The 13,771-nt window shown below is 71.3% G+C and carries 11 protein-coding genes; 7 read left to right on the top strand and 4 right to left on the bottom strand.

Annotated elements, in window-relative coordinates:
* Positions 1 to 18: 18 nt before the first annotated feature.
* The gene (locus ACIGXP_RS00450) at positions 19 to 1,629 is read right to left on the bottom strand and encodes an alpha/beta hydrolase (protein ID WP_399762569.1); all 1,611 of its coding nucleotides are present in this window, start codon (positions 1,627 to 1,629) and stop codon (positions 19 to 21) included.
* A 281-nt stretch (positions 1,630 to 1,910) separates the two neighbouring features.
* On the opposite strand from ACIGXP_RS00450, the gene ACIGXP_RS00445 reads away from it, so the two are divergent.
* From ACIGXP_RS00445 to ACIGXP_RS00435, 3 genes are all read left to right on the top strand, one after another.
* Entirely contained in the window at positions 1,911 to 2,570 is a 660-nt protein-coding gene (locus ACIGXP_RS00445; RefSeq protein WP_363219277.1) for a chaplin, read from the top strand.
* A gap of 396 nt (positions 2,571 to 2,966) precedes the next feature.
* Positions 2,967 to 3,821: a GNAT family N-acetyltransferase gene (locus ACIGXP_RS00440; protein WP_399762566.1), complete on the top strand. Its 855-nt coding sequence runs from the start codon at positions 2,967 to 2,969 to the stop codon at positions 3,819 to 3,821.
* A gap of 126 nt (positions 3,822 to 3,947) precedes the next feature.
* The gene (locus tag ACIGXP_RS00435; RefSeq protein ID WP_399762564.1) at positions 3,948 to 4,724 is read left to right on the top strand and encodes a GNAT family N-acetyltransferase; all 777 of its coding nucleotides are present in this window, start codon (positions 3,948 to 3,950) and stop codon (positions 4,722 to 4,724) included.
* A gap of 10 nt (positions 4,725 to 4,734) precedes the next feature.
* Here ACIGXP_RS00435 and ACIGXP_RS00430 read toward each other — a convergent pair whose 3' ends face one another.
* Positions 4,735 to 4,998 carry a GlsB/YeaQ/YmgE family stress response membrane protein gene (locus ACIGXP_RS00430; RefSeq protein ID WP_399762562.1) on the bottom strand — a complete coding sequence of 88 codons (264 nt, stop codon included), beginning with the start codon at positions 4,996 to 4,998 and terminating at the stop codon, positions 4,735 to 4,737.
* 212 nt (positions 4,999 to 5,210) lie between these two features.
* Here ACIGXP_RS00430 and ACIGXP_RS00425 point away from each other — a divergent pair, with 212 nt between their 5' ends.
* Positions 5,211 to 6,662, top strand: a complete 1,452-nt coding sequence (locus ACIGXP_RS00425) for a hydrolase (RefSeq protein ID WP_399762560.1) — start codon at positions 5,211 to 5,213, stop codon at positions 6,660 to 6,662.
* Between the two features lie 40 nt (positions 6,663 to 6,702).
* Here ACIGXP_RS00425 and ACIGXP_RS00420 read toward each other — a convergent pair whose 3' ends face one another.
* Together ACIGXP_RS00420 and ACIGXP_RS00415 are read right to left on the bottom strand one after the other, a co-directional pair.
* Entirely contained in the window at positions 6,703 to 9,423 is a 2,721-nt protein-coding gene (locus ACIGXP_RS00420) for a glycosyl hydrolase 2 galactose-binding domain-containing protein (RefSeq protein WP_399762559.1), read from the bottom strand.
* Positions 9,424 to 9,530: 107 nt separating this feature from the next.
* Positions 9,531 to 10,715 (bottom strand): ROK family protein, encoded by a 1,185-nt coding sequence (locus tag ACIGXP_RS00415; protein ID WP_399762557.1) that lies wholly within the window; start codon positions 10,713 to 10,715, stop codon positions 9,531 to 9,533.
* Positions 10,716 to 10,833: 118 nt separating this feature from the next.
* Between ACIGXP_RS00415 and ACIGXP_RS00410 the strand changes: the two genes are divergently transcribed.
* From ACIGXP_RS00410 to ACIGXP_RS00400, 3 genes are all read left to right on the top strand, one after another.
* On the top strand, positions 10,834 to 12,267 hold the full coding sequence (locus tag ACIGXP_RS00410; protein ID WP_399762555.1) for an APC family permease: 1,434 nt from the start codon (positions 10,834 to 10,836) through the stop codon (positions 12,265 to 12,267).
* A 64-nt stretch (positions 12,268 to 12,331) separates the two neighbouring features.
* Positions 12,332 to 12,844: a GNAT family N-acetyltransferase gene (locus tag ACIGXP_RS00405; RefSeq protein ID WP_399762553.1), complete on the top strand. Its 513-nt coding sequence runs from the start codon at positions 12,332 to 12,334 to the stop codon at positions 12,842 to 12,844.
* 137 nt (positions 12,845 to 12,981) lie between these two features.
* Entirely contained in the window at positions 12,982 to 13,749 is a 768-nt protein-coding gene (locus ACIGXP_RS00400) for an ArsR/SmtB family transcription factor (RefSeq protein WP_399763493.1), read from the top strand.
* Positions 13,750 to 13,771 lie beyond the last annotated feature (22 nt).

The raw sequence follows: 13,771 nt of genomic DNA, 5'->3' as shown, positions 1-13,771 counted from the left end.
GTTGCGTCGCCGCTGTCATCAGCCGGCGGTGTTCGCGGAGCTGCTCCAGTCGTCTCCGTCCGCCGGGCAGGAGCTGCCGCTCGGGGGCAGGGTGCCGTAGAGGAGGAAGTCGTCGACCTTCCGGTGGACGCACTTGGAGGAGCCGTACGCGGTGTGGCCGTCGCCCTTGTTGTCGAGCACCACGGCCGACGGGCCGAGCCGTGCCGCCGTCTCCACGGTCCACCGGTAGGGCGTCGCCGGGTCGCCGCGCGTGCCCACGAGCAGCATCTTCGCCGAGTGGACGTCCTTCACCCGGTCGCGGATGAAGTCGGTGCCCTTGGGCCAGCCGTAGCACATGAGCAGCTGGGTGAGCCGGTACCGGCCGAAGACCGGCGATGCCTTCTCGTACGCCGACCGCAGGCTCCGGAGGTCCTTGGTGATCCGGTCCGCGTCGGGCCGGTCGGGGTCGTCGGCGCAGTTGACCGCCATCAGCGCGGAGGCCAGGTTGTCCGACGGGACGTTCTGCGGATCGACGAGGCCGCCGTTCTTCGGCTGCCCCTGGCGGGGCGGAGCGGCGCCGCCGTCGGCGAAGTTCAGCACGCCCCGCGTGTCACCGTCCTCCGTCAGCGAGGCCAGGGCGCGCTCCAGGGCGGGCCACAGGTCCCTGCTGTACAGGGCCTGGCCGATGGCCCCCACCAGGTCCTGTCCTGAGAACGTGCCGCCGAAGTCCATCGGGAGCGGGTTCTCGTCGAGCGAGTGCACCAGCCCGGTGACCTGGTCCCCTGCCGCACGCCGGTCCCGGCCGAACGGACAGGCGACGTCCGTCGTACACCAGTCCAGGAAATCGTCCAGCGCGGTCTGCTCGCCCTGGGCACCGGCCACCCCCTGCTCGGACAACGGCTCGGTCAGGGTGTCCACGCCGTCCAGGACGAGCCGGCCGACCTTGTCCGGGAACTGCGCCGCGTACACCGCGCCGAGCCGCGTTCCGTAGGAGAAACCGAGGTAGTTGAGCTTCTTGTCGCCGAGGGCCTGCCGGATGACGTCCAGGTCGCGGGACGCGTTCACGGTGCCGATGTGCTGCAGCACCGGGCCGGAATGCCGGGCGCAGTCGTCGGCGGCCTTCCGCAACTTCGTGAGCAGTGCCCGCGGATGGGCGAGGTCGGCGTGGGCGCCCGTCGCGACCGCGGCGTCGTCGCCGCCCTCGCCGCAGCTGACGGGGGAGGACCGGCCGACGCCGCGCGGGTCGAAGGTGACCACGTCGTAGCCGTTGGTCAGGTCCATGAACTCCTTGCTGCCGGAGGCGAGTTCGGGTATGCCCGCGCCGCCCGGGCCGCCGAAGTTCAGCAGCACCGAGCCCCGCGGTGTGCCGGTCGCCCGATAGCGGGCCAGGGCCAGGTCGAGGGTGCCTGCGCGGGGCCGGGCGTAGTCGAGCGGGACGGTGACCTTCGCGCACTGGAGGTCTTCCGGCATGTCCGGACCCTTGCAGGCCGCCCACGTCACCTTCTGCCGGTAGAAGCGGGACAGGTCGGGTTGCGGCTGCGGCCGGTCGGCGCCGGCGCGGGGGAGCCCGGCTCCGAGCAGGGCCAGGGCGAGGGCTCCGGCGCCCGCGCAGCGCCGCACGGCGGGCCGTCTGGACAGCTTGGCCAGCATCGATCGCCTCCCGGGACGCCTGTCGCGGACCGGGGGACGGCGCCCTGGACTCACCATAAGCGGGCCCCGGGGGACCCGCCTCCGGGCGAGCGGGACGGCGCCCGGTGCCGTACCCTTCGCGCCCTCCATGCCCGTTGGCGATCATTGAGCGGCTTTACATGCAGTTCGATAACAGTGTCGCTCGACGGGGTGAAAGACCGATAAGCCATAACTCGGATGGTTCGCCTGCGTTCTATGTGGTGCGGGTGAGTGCCCGCGACGACGTCTGGAAGGCAGGAACCATGAGACGGGCTACCCGAAACGGTGTGATCGCCGTCGCCGCCGCCTCCGGGGCGATGGCCCTTGCGATGCCGGTGTCCGCCGCCTTCGCGGCCGACGGCGCGGGCGCCGACGGCTCCGCGGCCGGCTCACCCGGGCTGATCTCCGGCAACGGCATCCAGCTCCCGGTGCATGTGCCGGTCAATGTGTGCGGCAACACCGTGAACGTGCTGGGGCTGCTCAATCCGGCGGCCGGCAACGCCTGCGCGAACCGCGGCGCCGGCAAGGGCGGGTCCTCCACGTCCCGCGGGGCGTCCGCCCACGGCGGCGCGCAGGACTCGCCCGGCGTGCTGTCCGGCAACGACGTCCAGCTCCCCGTCGACCTTCCGGTCAACGTCAGCGGCAACAGCGTCAACGTGGTCGGAGTGGGCAACCCGGCCCAGGGCAACCAGTCCGTCAACGGCGAGGCGCCCGGCACCCCCCGCCGTCCGCGCACCCCGGCCCCCAGGCCACCGGCCCCCACGAAGCACCGGCCCAGCCCGCGCGCACATCCCGTCGCGCAGTCGGCGGCGCTGGCCCACACCGGAATGGACGTGACGGCCCCGGCCATCGCCGGCAGCGCCACGCTCCTGCTCGCGGGTACGGCCCTCTACCGCCGCTTCCGCTCCGGTCGCACCAGTTGACCCGCCGCCCCTGAAAGGGCCCCACCGGACGCAGGCCCGGTGGGGCCCCGAAGACGGACCCGGGGCAACTGCTGCAGCCGGCCGGGCTGTTGCCGATCACCTTGTTCGGTCAGTCCGGCGCATGCCGCGGCAGGTGACAGCCAGGCCCGCGCCGATCGCGAGGCGGCGGGCGGCACGGTAAGGCAGTGGCCCCCGGGGTGAGTTCGGCGATGTCGCAGTCCTCCAGAGGGACGCCACCGAGCCCGTCCGGCTGTGGCGAGGTCGCCGCCCACGATGCGAGTGCTCTCGAAGTCGAGCCGGGCGCGTCCAACGGCTGATCCTGCCGTGGCGCGGCCCCCGTTGATCCGCAAGGATGCGGTACGGCAGTCCGGTCCCGACGGAAAATGGAGCGCATCGATGACCTCTGCGACCCCCCACGACCTCGTCGTCACGCAGGCCACCCTCACCGACTGGCCGGTGATCGCCGGGTGGGCGGCGGCGGAGGGCTGGAATCCCGGACTGTCCGACGGACCCGCGTTCTTCGCACAGGACCCCGAGGGGTTCTTCCTCGGCCGGATCGACGGGGAGCCGGTCTCGGCCATCTCCGTCGTCAACTACGGCGCGGACTACGCCTTCCTGGGCTGCTACCTCGTCCGCCCGGATCTGCGTGGCCACGGCCACGGCCTCACCACCTGGAAGACCGCCCTCGCCCACGCCGGCGACCGTACCGTCGGCCTGGACGGCGTCGTCGCCCAGCAGGACAACTACCGCCAGTCCGGGTTCGAACTCGCCTACCGCACCATCCGGTTCACCGGCACCGCCCCGCAGAGCGAGACGCCGGCCGGAGTGCGTCCGGCCGGCCTCGCCGACCTCGCCGCGATCACCGCCTACGACAGCGCCTGCTACCCGGCGGACCGTCCGCGCTTCCTCGCCGAGTGGCTCACCGGCCCCGGCCACCGGGTCTTCGTCCGCCACGACGGCGCACGCCTCACCGGGTACGGCGTGCTCCGCCCCGGCCGGGACACCCTGCGCATCGGACCCCTCTTCGCGGACACCGCCGACGACGCCCGTGTCCTGTTCGCCGCCCTCACGGCCGACGCCGCCGGACGCGAGATCGCCATCGACGTGCCCGAGCCCAACACGGCCGGCGTCGCGCTCGCCGAACAAGCCGGCCTCCGGGCGTCGTTCGAGACCGCCCGCATGTACACCGGGCCGGTGCGCCCTTACGCCCAGGACCGCGTGTTCGGCGTCACCACGCTCGAACTGGGCTGACACACAGGCCCGGGGCTGTGTTCGCGCTGCGGCTCCGCCCCGTGGGCGCCGGGCCGGGCAACCGCTCCAGGGGTACATGCGGTAATCCCGTTGCCCGGGCCGGGACGTTCCTGGTGAGCTGGGCCCATGGATCACTTGGCAGTGCTCGCCCGCTACGACCGTGACATGCGCGAGAACGCGGTTCCCGACGGCCCCGGTGCACGGATCGAGCGGTCCGGTGCGGTCGTGCGTCAGGTCGCGGACGCGTACGGCTGGAACGGCGTGCTCTGGTCCGACCTGGACCGGACGAGTGCGGAGCAGGTGATCAGGGACCAGATCGTCCATTTCACCGGCCTCGGCCGCGACTTCGAGTGGAAGCTCTACAGCCACGACCGGCCGGAGGATCTCGGTGCCCGGCTCACCGCCGCCGGGTTCCGGGCCGAGCCCGCGGAGACGCTGCTGATCGGCGAGACCGACCGGCTCGCCCTGGACGCCGAACCGCCCGCGGGCATCCGTCTCCTGCCGGTCACCGACCCGGCCGGCGTCGACCTCGTCGTGGGCGTCCACGAGAAGGCGTTCGGCGACGACGCCACCCGGCTGCGGCACCGGCTGCTCGCCCGTCTGGCCGCCGACCCCGGCACGGTCGTCGCCGTGGTCGCCCTCGCCGGGGACGAGCCCGTCAGCGCCGCCCGGATGGAGCTGGTGCCCGGCACCCCGTTCGCCGGGCTGTGGGGCGGCGGCACCGTCGAGGCCTTCCGGGGCCGGGGCATCTACCGTGCCCTGGTCACCCACCGCGCCCGCGTCGCCGCCGCCCACGGCTACCGTTACCTCCAGGTCGACGCCTCATCCATGAGCCGCCCGATCCTCGAGCGCCTCGGCTTCCAGGCGCTGAGCACCACGACGCCGTACGTGTACGGCAGCTGACCGCCGCACGTCAGCGACGCACGCGGGCCCGGTCCAGCGCGGCGACACCGAGTGCGGCCAGGGCGATCTGGATGAACCACTCGATCCAGTCCGGCCCCTTGGTCTGCGCGACCCCGAACCCGGCGGCGATGGCCGAGCCCAGCAGTGCGGCCACGATGCCGACCACGATGGTCCACAGAATGCCGATGTGCTGGCGTCCGGGGACGACCAGGCGTCCCAGGACACCGATGATGATGCCGATGACAAGGGCACTGATGATGCCTGATATCTCCATGTCCACCCCTTTTCGTGGTGCCTCCCGCTCATCGTCTGCCCGCTGTGAGCGAAGCCAGTCCGCTCGGCTCGTTGCCGGGACTTTCTGTTCATCCGACCTTCATGCCATGTACCTTTCAACCATTCCACGCGTGTAGAACCCTCAAGCGGGCTCTACGCGCGCAGACTTGGCGCCCGCACCGCCTCTCCCCACCCCTCATGGAGGTTCGCCGGATGCTTGGATCCAGGAGATCCCGTCCCAGACTCACCACCGCCCTGGCCGGATTCGGGCTGCTGCTCACCGGAGCCGCGGTCCAGGTCGGCAGCGGCACCGCCGCCCACGCGGCGACCACGCACCGCATCCTGTTCGACAACGCCCACGCCGAGACGGCCGGCAACGCCGACTGGATCATCTCCACCAGCCAGCCCGACCCGCTCGGCCAGGACTCCTCCCCGTCGGCCGAGACGGACTGGACCGGCGCCCTGTCCTCCTGGGGCGTGGCGCTGCAGAAGACCGGCGACTACAGCCTGAAGACGCTGCCCTCGGGCTCCAGCCTCAGCTACGGCGGCTCGTCCTCGACGGACCTGTCGAACTTCGACACCCTGGTCCTGCCGGAACCGAACACGTCGTTCACCAGCGCCGAGAAGACGGCGATCATGAACTTCGTGAAGAACGGCGGCGGTCTGTTCATGATCTCCGACCACACCGGCGCCGACCGCAACAACGACGGCCAGGACGCGGTCGAGATCCTCAACGACCTGATGACGAACAACAGCGTCGACTCCACCGACCCGTTCGGCTTCTCCATCGACTCGCTGAACATCACGTCCGGCTACCCGGCGGCGATCAGCGACAGCACCGACCCGGTCCTGCACGGCTCCTTCGGCACCGTCACCAAGAGCCTGATCGCGAACGGCACCACGGCCACCCTCAAGCCCGCCGACAACTCCTCCGTCAAGGGCCTGCTCTACCGCAGCGGTTACTCCGGTAACACCGGAGCCTTCTTCCTCACCAGCACCTTCGGCAGCGGCCGGGTCGCCTTCTGGGGCGACAGCTCCCCGATCGACGACGGCACCGGCCAGTCCGGCAACACCCTGTACGACGGCTGGAACGACTCCGGCGCCACCAACGCGGCCCTCGCCCTCAACGCCACCGCCTGGCTCGCCGGTTCGGGCACCAGCAGCGGCGGTGGAGGCGGCGGTACCGGCAGCTGCACCGCCGGCCAGCTGCTGGCCAACCCGGGCTTCGAGTCCGGTGCCACGTCCTGGAGCGCCTCCAGCGGTGTCATCGACAGCGACACCGGTGAGGCCGCCCGCACCGGGTCCTACAAGGCCTGGCTGAACGGCTACGGTTCCGCCCACACGGACACGCTCTCCCAGTCGGTGACCGTCCCGGCCGGCTGCACCAGCGCCACCCTGTCGTTCTACCTGCACGTCGACACGGCGGAGACGACCACCTCGACGGCGTACGACACGCTCAAGGCGCAGGTGGTCAACAGCAGCGGAACGGTGCTGTCCACGCTCGCGACCTACTCGAACCTGAACGCGGCGAGCGGATACACCCAGCGCAGCTTCAACCTCGCGGGCTACGCGGGCCAGACGGTCACGATCAAGTTCACCGGCACGGAGGGGTCCACCCTCCAGACGTCGTTCGTGATCGACGACACCGCGCTCAACGTGAGCTGAACCATGCGGGGGCGGGCCGTCCGGGCCCGCCCCCGCCCGGTCAGGCCGCCGGTACCGTGATCTGGGGTGTGTTCCAGCCGGAGACCCGCACGCCCGGCGCCGAACCGTGCAGATCGGCCGTCCGGCAGGTGGCGGTCAGCGTCACCGACTCGCCCGGCCACAGGCTCACCTCGTTGTCCGACCAGCGCACCGGCAGCACCGGCTTGCCCTGCCCGTCCACGAGGTGGACGTCCGTCAGCAGCGCCGGGGTCGCCCCGCCGCCCGTGTTCCGCAGGGTGACCGTCGTGGTCGACGTGCCCTCCGACGACTCGGTGGCCGCCGTCGCCGAGACCGGAACCCGCGCCATCGAGGCGAGCCCCTTGAGGTCGGCGTAGCTCGTCGTCGGCGTGTAGTACCAGGTGGTGCCGTTCCAGTCGAGGGTGTCGGGCCGGGTGGAGAGCCAGTACACGTTCCGGCTCACCTCCTTGCCGTCCGCGTCCGTCAGGACCAGCCGGAGCAGATACGTCGACGACAGTCCGCTCACCGAGGACGGCAGGGCGAGGACGGTGCCGTGCGCCCCGTCGCCGCTCACCGTCAGCCCGGTGACGGTCTTGTCGTACCTCTGTGTGCCGTCGGGGTCGTAGAGGGTGGCGTGTGCGCTGAGCCCGGTCGCGGAGGCGTGCCGGTGGTTGACGACGACGACCGAGCGGTCGTCGTAGGAGTACTGGATGTGCAGCGGTTCGTTCGCCTTCTTCGCGCCGAAGTAGGCCCCGCCCTGGTCCAGGTAGCGGTCCATCAGCTGCCAGTGCAGTGAGGTCCAGCCGCTGTTGAACATCCAGTGGATGACGCCGGTGGAGGGGGCCGAGGAGTCCGTGGCGTTGCGGTCGTACGCCTCGAACTGGGCGCGGACGTTCTCGTACTGGGCCAGCTGGGCCTTGCGAACATAGTCGGCGAGGCTCGTGGGGGCGCCGTAGCGGCCGGTGAGGGCGGCGTCGTAGATCTTGAGCGTGCCGAAGGTCGGGGACGGCGAGCGGTGGTACTGCTTGGCGTCCGGGTCCTTCCAGAGGGTGTCCAGTTCGGCGGGGGTCATCATGCGGCGCAGCGTGTCGAGGGTGGGGATGCTCGGCCCCGCGCTGGTCTCGGAGTTGAAGCCGGTGGCCCCGCCCTCGCGTTTGGCGTACCAGTAGCCGGGCGGCACCCAGTCGTACGGCCCGGTCATCTTCATGCCCGAACCGCCGAGCTGCGGCGAGGACTTCTCGGAGGCGGCGGGGACGACAGGAGCGGTCCAGTCGGCGGCCTTCAGGGCGTCCAGGTAGGTCTTCTCGATCCTCGCGTCGGGTGCGAAGTCGCTGCCGATCAGGAAGGAGATCACGCTGGGGTGGCCGCGCAGCCGGGCGGCCTCTGCGGCCATGGACGCCTTCGCCACCGGGTAGTCGGCCTCGGTCCACTGGTCGCCGGTCTCGCTGCCGTTGACCTGGCCCTCCCACTTGTCGCAGCACTCCCAGCCGGGCAGGGTGAGCACGCCGTAACGGTCGGCCAGGTCGAAGAACTCGTCCGGCTCCAGGTGTCCTTCCAGGCGGATCGTGTTCAGGCCCAGGTCGAGGGCGTACTTCAGCCGGTCCTCGACATAGGTGCGGTCCCAGCGCAGGAACTCGTCCGGCGACCAGCCGCCGCCCTTGATCAGCAGCCTGCGGCCGTTGATCCGGTACTCCCGAGCCCCGTCGGCGTTCAGGGGGGCCCGGACGTCACGGATGCCGAAGGTCTCGTGCGCGGTGTCGGACGTCGTACCGGCGACGGACGCGGTGAGGTCGAGGTCGTACAGCGGCTGCCCGCCCATCCCGGCCGGCCACCACACCTTCGGCGAGGTGACGCGCAGGCCCGGGGTGTCGGCGGGGGAGAAGGTGACGGTCTTCGTCTCGTGGGCGGCGAGCGGGACCTGCCGGGTGAACGTCGTCGCGCCGATGAGTCCGGTGACCTCGGCCGTGACCGCGGTGCCGGTGTCATTGCGGGCCTGCACCTTCACGGTGAGGTCGGCGGAGGAGAGCGACGGCACGGCCAGTTCGGTGACGACATGCGCGTCGCGCAGCGCCACCGGGCCGCCCCGGCGCACCACGACGTCCCGGACGATGCCCATGTTCCGGTCGGCCGGCGGCTGGAGCCAGTCCAGCCAGCCCATGGTGAGGTTCTTGCTCGGTTCGTTGGGCTGGACACGGAAGGCGACCGCGTTGGTGCCGGGCCGGACCAGCGAGGTGATGTCCAGCTCGTGGTGCGGGTAGACGCCGGTGACCTCCGCGGCCTTCGCCACCTGGTGGCCGTTGACATGGACGTCGGCCGCCGAGATCACCCCGCTGAAGTCGAGGAAGGTTCGCCGGGTGGTGTCCTCGACCGTGAAGTCGGAGCGGTACCACCAGGGGACCTGGAAGTCCGCCTTCGGGATCTTCTGCTGGTTGGTGGAGTAGAACGGATCGGCGTACACGCCGTCGGCGAGCAGCGCGGCCAGGACCGTCGACCGGGGGCCCGCCGGAAACCAGCCCTTGGCCGGATAGCCGGGCGAGGAGACGGCCGCCGGTGAGTCGCTCACCTTCGCCGAGGACTGGATGGCGTATCCGCCGAGCGGGGTGCCGGTGCCGGCCGCCGAGGAGACGCGGGTGGCCGGGACGGGCCCGTGCGGCACCGCCGAAGGCCGGGCGCCGGCCCAGGCACCGCTGGTCAGGGAGCCGAGCAGGCCGAGCACCAGCGCGGTGACGGCGTACCGGCGGGCGGGGGCGGGGCGAGGGAACATGGCAGCAGCACCGGCCTCGTAAAGTTAGGAAACTTTACTAACCTGCCTCAAGCTAGGGTGCCGCGCGGGCCGTGTCAACGACCGTGGCCGTGGCGGGCCTTGCAGGGTCAGCTTCCGGCCGCCCTGCGCTCGAACACCAGGTCCCGGGCCGTGTCCAGCGCCGTGGCCACCGCGCCGAGCAGGACCGCGTCCTCGCCGAGCCGGCTCGGCGCGATCCGCGGGCGCAGCGGGGTGAGGGTGCGCACGTGCTCCTGGACCGGGCGCAGCAGCAGGTCGACGCTGTGGCCGACGCCGCCGCCGAGCACCACCAGGTCCGGGTCGAGCACGGCGGCGGCCGCCGCCACGGTGTGCGCGATCCGCTCGCCCTCCAGCTCCACCGCCCGCGCGGCGGCCGGATGGCCCTGCCGGGCCGCGTCGAAGACCGCCTTCGCCGTGAGCTGCCCGCTCATCCCGAACTCCCGGGCGGCCTCCACCACGGCCACCCCGGACACCGCGTCCTCCAGCCGCTCCGGCTTCTGCCGGCCCGGCCAGGGCAGGAAGCCGATCTCGCCGGCCAGCCCGTGCGCCCCCGTGAACAGCCGTCCCTCACTGACGACGCCCATCCCGAGTCCGGTGCCGATCAGGATGTACGCGAACAGCCGGCTGCCCCTGCCCACGCCGTACGAGTACTCGCCGAGCGCGGCCAGATTGGCGTCGTTGTGCACCTCCAGCGGCACGCCCAGCTCCTTGCGCATCCGGTCGACCAGCCCCGCCCGCCCCCAGCCGGGCAGATGCATCGCGTACCGCACCCGCCGCTGCTTCGGGTCGTAGACGCCGGGCGTGCCGACCACTGCGTGCACCACCTCGGCCGGGTCCACGCCCGAATGGGCGGTCACCTGGCGGGCGGTGCCCACAACCAGGTCGGCCAGCGCCGCGGAGGTGCGGGCCCGGTTGCGTACGTCGGACCGGGCGACGACCGTGCCGTCCAGGTCGGCCACCGCCACCCGCAGCCAGCCCCGGCCGATGTCCACGCCGAGCGCGTACCCGGCGGCCGGGTCGGGGGCGTAGAGCACGGCGGTGCGTCCGCGCTCCGGGGCGTGGGTGCCGACCTCGTGCACCAGGCCGGCCGTCTCCAGCGATGCCAGGGCGCTGGAGACCGTGGGCTTCGACAGGCCGGTTTCGCGGGCGAGTTGGGCGCGCGAGGCGGCGCCGAGGGTGCGCAGCCGGTCGAGCAGCAGCCGCTCGTTGGTGCTGCGCAGCCGCCGGCGGCTCCAGGGCTGCTCCTGCTGCTCATCGACGTCACTGGCGGTCATCGGACCATTCTCAGGTATTCCCGGCGCATACTTGACGCCTCTAGTAAGGCTCCTTAACTTTATCGGCCAGTCAGCCCGCCGGGTGCCGTCGAGGCCGCCCGTGGCGTCAGGAGTCCCCATGTCCGGTAGTCCGCCACCCGCGGGTGGTTTCCTCCGCCGTGTCGGCCTGTTCCAGGCCACGGCCATCAACATGAGCCAGATGTGCGGCATCGGCCCGTTCGTCACGATCCCGCTGATGGTCACCGCCTTCGGCGGTCCCCAGGCGGTCATCGGCTTCGTCGCGGGCGCCGTCCTCGCGCTGTGCGACGGACTGGTCTGGGCCGAGCTGGGCGCCTCGATGCCCGGCTCCGGCGGCAGTTACGTCTATCTGCGCCAGGCCTTCCAGTACCGCACGGGCCGGCTGATGCCGTTCCTGTTCGTGTGGACGGCGATGCTCTTCATTCCGCTGATCATGTCCACGGGCGTGGTCGGCTTCGTGCAGTACCTGGGCTATCTGGCCCCCGGTCTCGGGCGGACGGCGGCCGACCTGATCGGCCTCGGCATCATCGCCCTGGTCGTGCTCCTGCTCTGGCGCGGCATCGAGCACATCGCCCGGATCACCACCGTGATGTGGACCGTGATGATCGCCTCGGTGCTGCTGGTGATCACCGCGGCGGCCACCGACTTCAGCCCGCACCTGGCCTTCAGCTACCCGTCGGGCGCCTTCGACCTGACCGGCGACCACTTCTGGCTGGGCTTCGCCGCGGGCCTGACCATCGGCATCTACGACTACCTCGGCTACAACACCACCGCGTACATGGGTGCCGAGATCAAGGACCCCGGCCGTACGCTGCCGCGCTCGATCCTGTTCTCGATCCTCGGCATCATGGCGATCTACCTGCTCCTGCAGATCGGCACCCTCGGCGTCGTCGACTGGCAGCGGATGACCGACCCGCACGACATCGCCTCCACCTCGGTCGCCTCGGCGGTGCTGGAGGAGACCTGGGGCAAGGGCGCCGCCGACACGGTCACGGTACTGATCCTGATCACGGCCTTCGCCTCGGTCTTCACCGGCCTGCTCGGCGGTTCGAGGGTGCCCTACGACGCCGCCCGCGACCGCGTCTTCTTCCGGCCGTACGAGAAGCTGCACCCCAGACACCGCTTCCCGACGCTGGGCCTGGCGACCATGGGCCTGATCACCGCAGTCGGTTTCCTGATCGGCCGTCATACCGACCTGGCCACGCTCATCCAGCTGCTGACCACGGTGATGGTGATCGTCCAGGCGCTCGCCCAGATCGTGGCCCTGACCGTGCTGCGCCGGCGGCGGCCGGACCTGCGCCGCCCGTACCGGATGTGGCTCTACCCCCTGCCGAGCGTGATCGCGTTCGCCGGCTGGTGCGTGATCTACGGCTACGCCGACAAGAACTCCCCGGGCCGCCGCCCCATCGAGTGGTCGCTGGCCTGGCTGGCCCTCGGCTGTGCGGCCTTCGCCGTCTGGGCGCGGCGGGAGAAGGTGTGGCCGTTCGGCGAGAGGGAGATCGCCGAGGAGTACAAGGCCCTTGAGATGAGCTAGAGCTACGGCAGTCTTCGCCAGCCTCCCCGGGCCGGACACCATGTCCGCCGGGGAGGCTGCGTTGATGACCCCGACACTCCCGGCGGACGTGACCGTCCGCCTCGCGACCCCCGAGGACCGGCCCACCGTGGAACGGCTGTGGCTGCTGTTCCGCCACGACCTGTCCGAGTTCGAGGGCGCCCTGCCCGGCCCGGACGGCACCTTCCGCAGCGAGTGCGTCGAGTACGCCTTCACCCGGCCGGGCTGGGCGCCGTACCTGTTCCTGAAGGACGAGCGTCCGGCCGGCTTCGCTTTCGTGCGCGGCCTGGACGGGCCGGTGCGGGTGCTGAACAGCTTCTTCGTGGTGCGCGGTGCACGACGGCGCGGTGCCGGCACGCACCTCGTACGGGACGTGCTGCGCCGGCATCCCGGTACCTGGGAGATCGCCTTTCAGGACACCAACCCGGCCGCCGTACGGTTCTGGCCGCACGTCGCCCGGGAGCTTGCCGGGCGCGCCTGGACGCGCGAGCTCCGCCCGGTACCGGACCGGCCGGAGCTGCGCGCGGACGTGTGGATCTCGTTCACCGTGACCGGCTGAGCGGAGCCGGGTCCGTCCGCGGCGCGTCCTCGACCGGCCTTACGGACGCCCATCAAGATCGCCCCTACGTGGACCTCCTTGACATGCAAGTAATTGCCTGCATAACGTTGAGTGTGCGATCAGAGGACGACACCGGGATGGACAAGGTCTTCAAGGCGCTGGCCGACGACACGCGCAGGCGTCTGCTGGACCGGCTCCACGAGAACAACGGTCAGACGCTGGGCGAGCTGTGCGAGCGGATCGCCATGACGCGCCAGTCCGTCACCCAGCATCTGGCCGTCCTGGAGGCCGCCAACCTGATCAGCACGGTGCGGCGGGGGCGGGAAAAGCTGCACTACCTCAACCCCGTACCGCTCCACGAGATCCAGGAGCGGTGGATCGACAAGTTCGAGCGCCCGCGCCTGAGCGCGCTCGGTGCCCTGAAGCGACGAGCCGAGGAAGCCATGGCCGACAAGCCGAGTTTTGTGTACGTCACCTACATCGCGAGCACGCCCGAGAAGGTCTGGGAGGCGCTCACCGACACCGACCTGACGGCCGCCTACTGGGGCCACCGCAACGAGTCCGACTGGCGACCGGGCTCCCGCTGGGCGCACGTGCGCACCGACGGTTCCGGAACCGCCGACGTGGTCGGCCGGGTGGTGGAGAGCGAACCGCCGACCCGGCTGGTCACCACCTGGGCCGCGCCCGATCAGGAGGATCAGGAGGACCGGCACTCCCGCGTCACCTTCGAGATCCGCCCCCACGAGGACATCGTCCGGCTGACCGTCGTCCACGAGGACCTCAACGACGAGGGCGAGCGCTCGGAGGTCGCGTACGGCTGGCCGGCCGTGCTGTCCAACCTCAAGTCGCTGCTGGAGACCGGCCGCACGCTGCCGCAGGAGCCGTGGCTGGTGCCGGGACGCTGAGCGGGCACGGGAAAGGCCGGTC

The sequence above is a fragment of the Streptomyces sp. NPDC053069 genome (assembly GCF_044546895.1).
In the GTDB taxonomy this organism is placed as follows: Bacteria; Actinomycetota; Actinomycetes; order Streptomycetales; family Streptomycetaceae; genus Streptomyces.
This window is presented reverse-complemented; position numbering and strand designations above follow the sequence as displayed.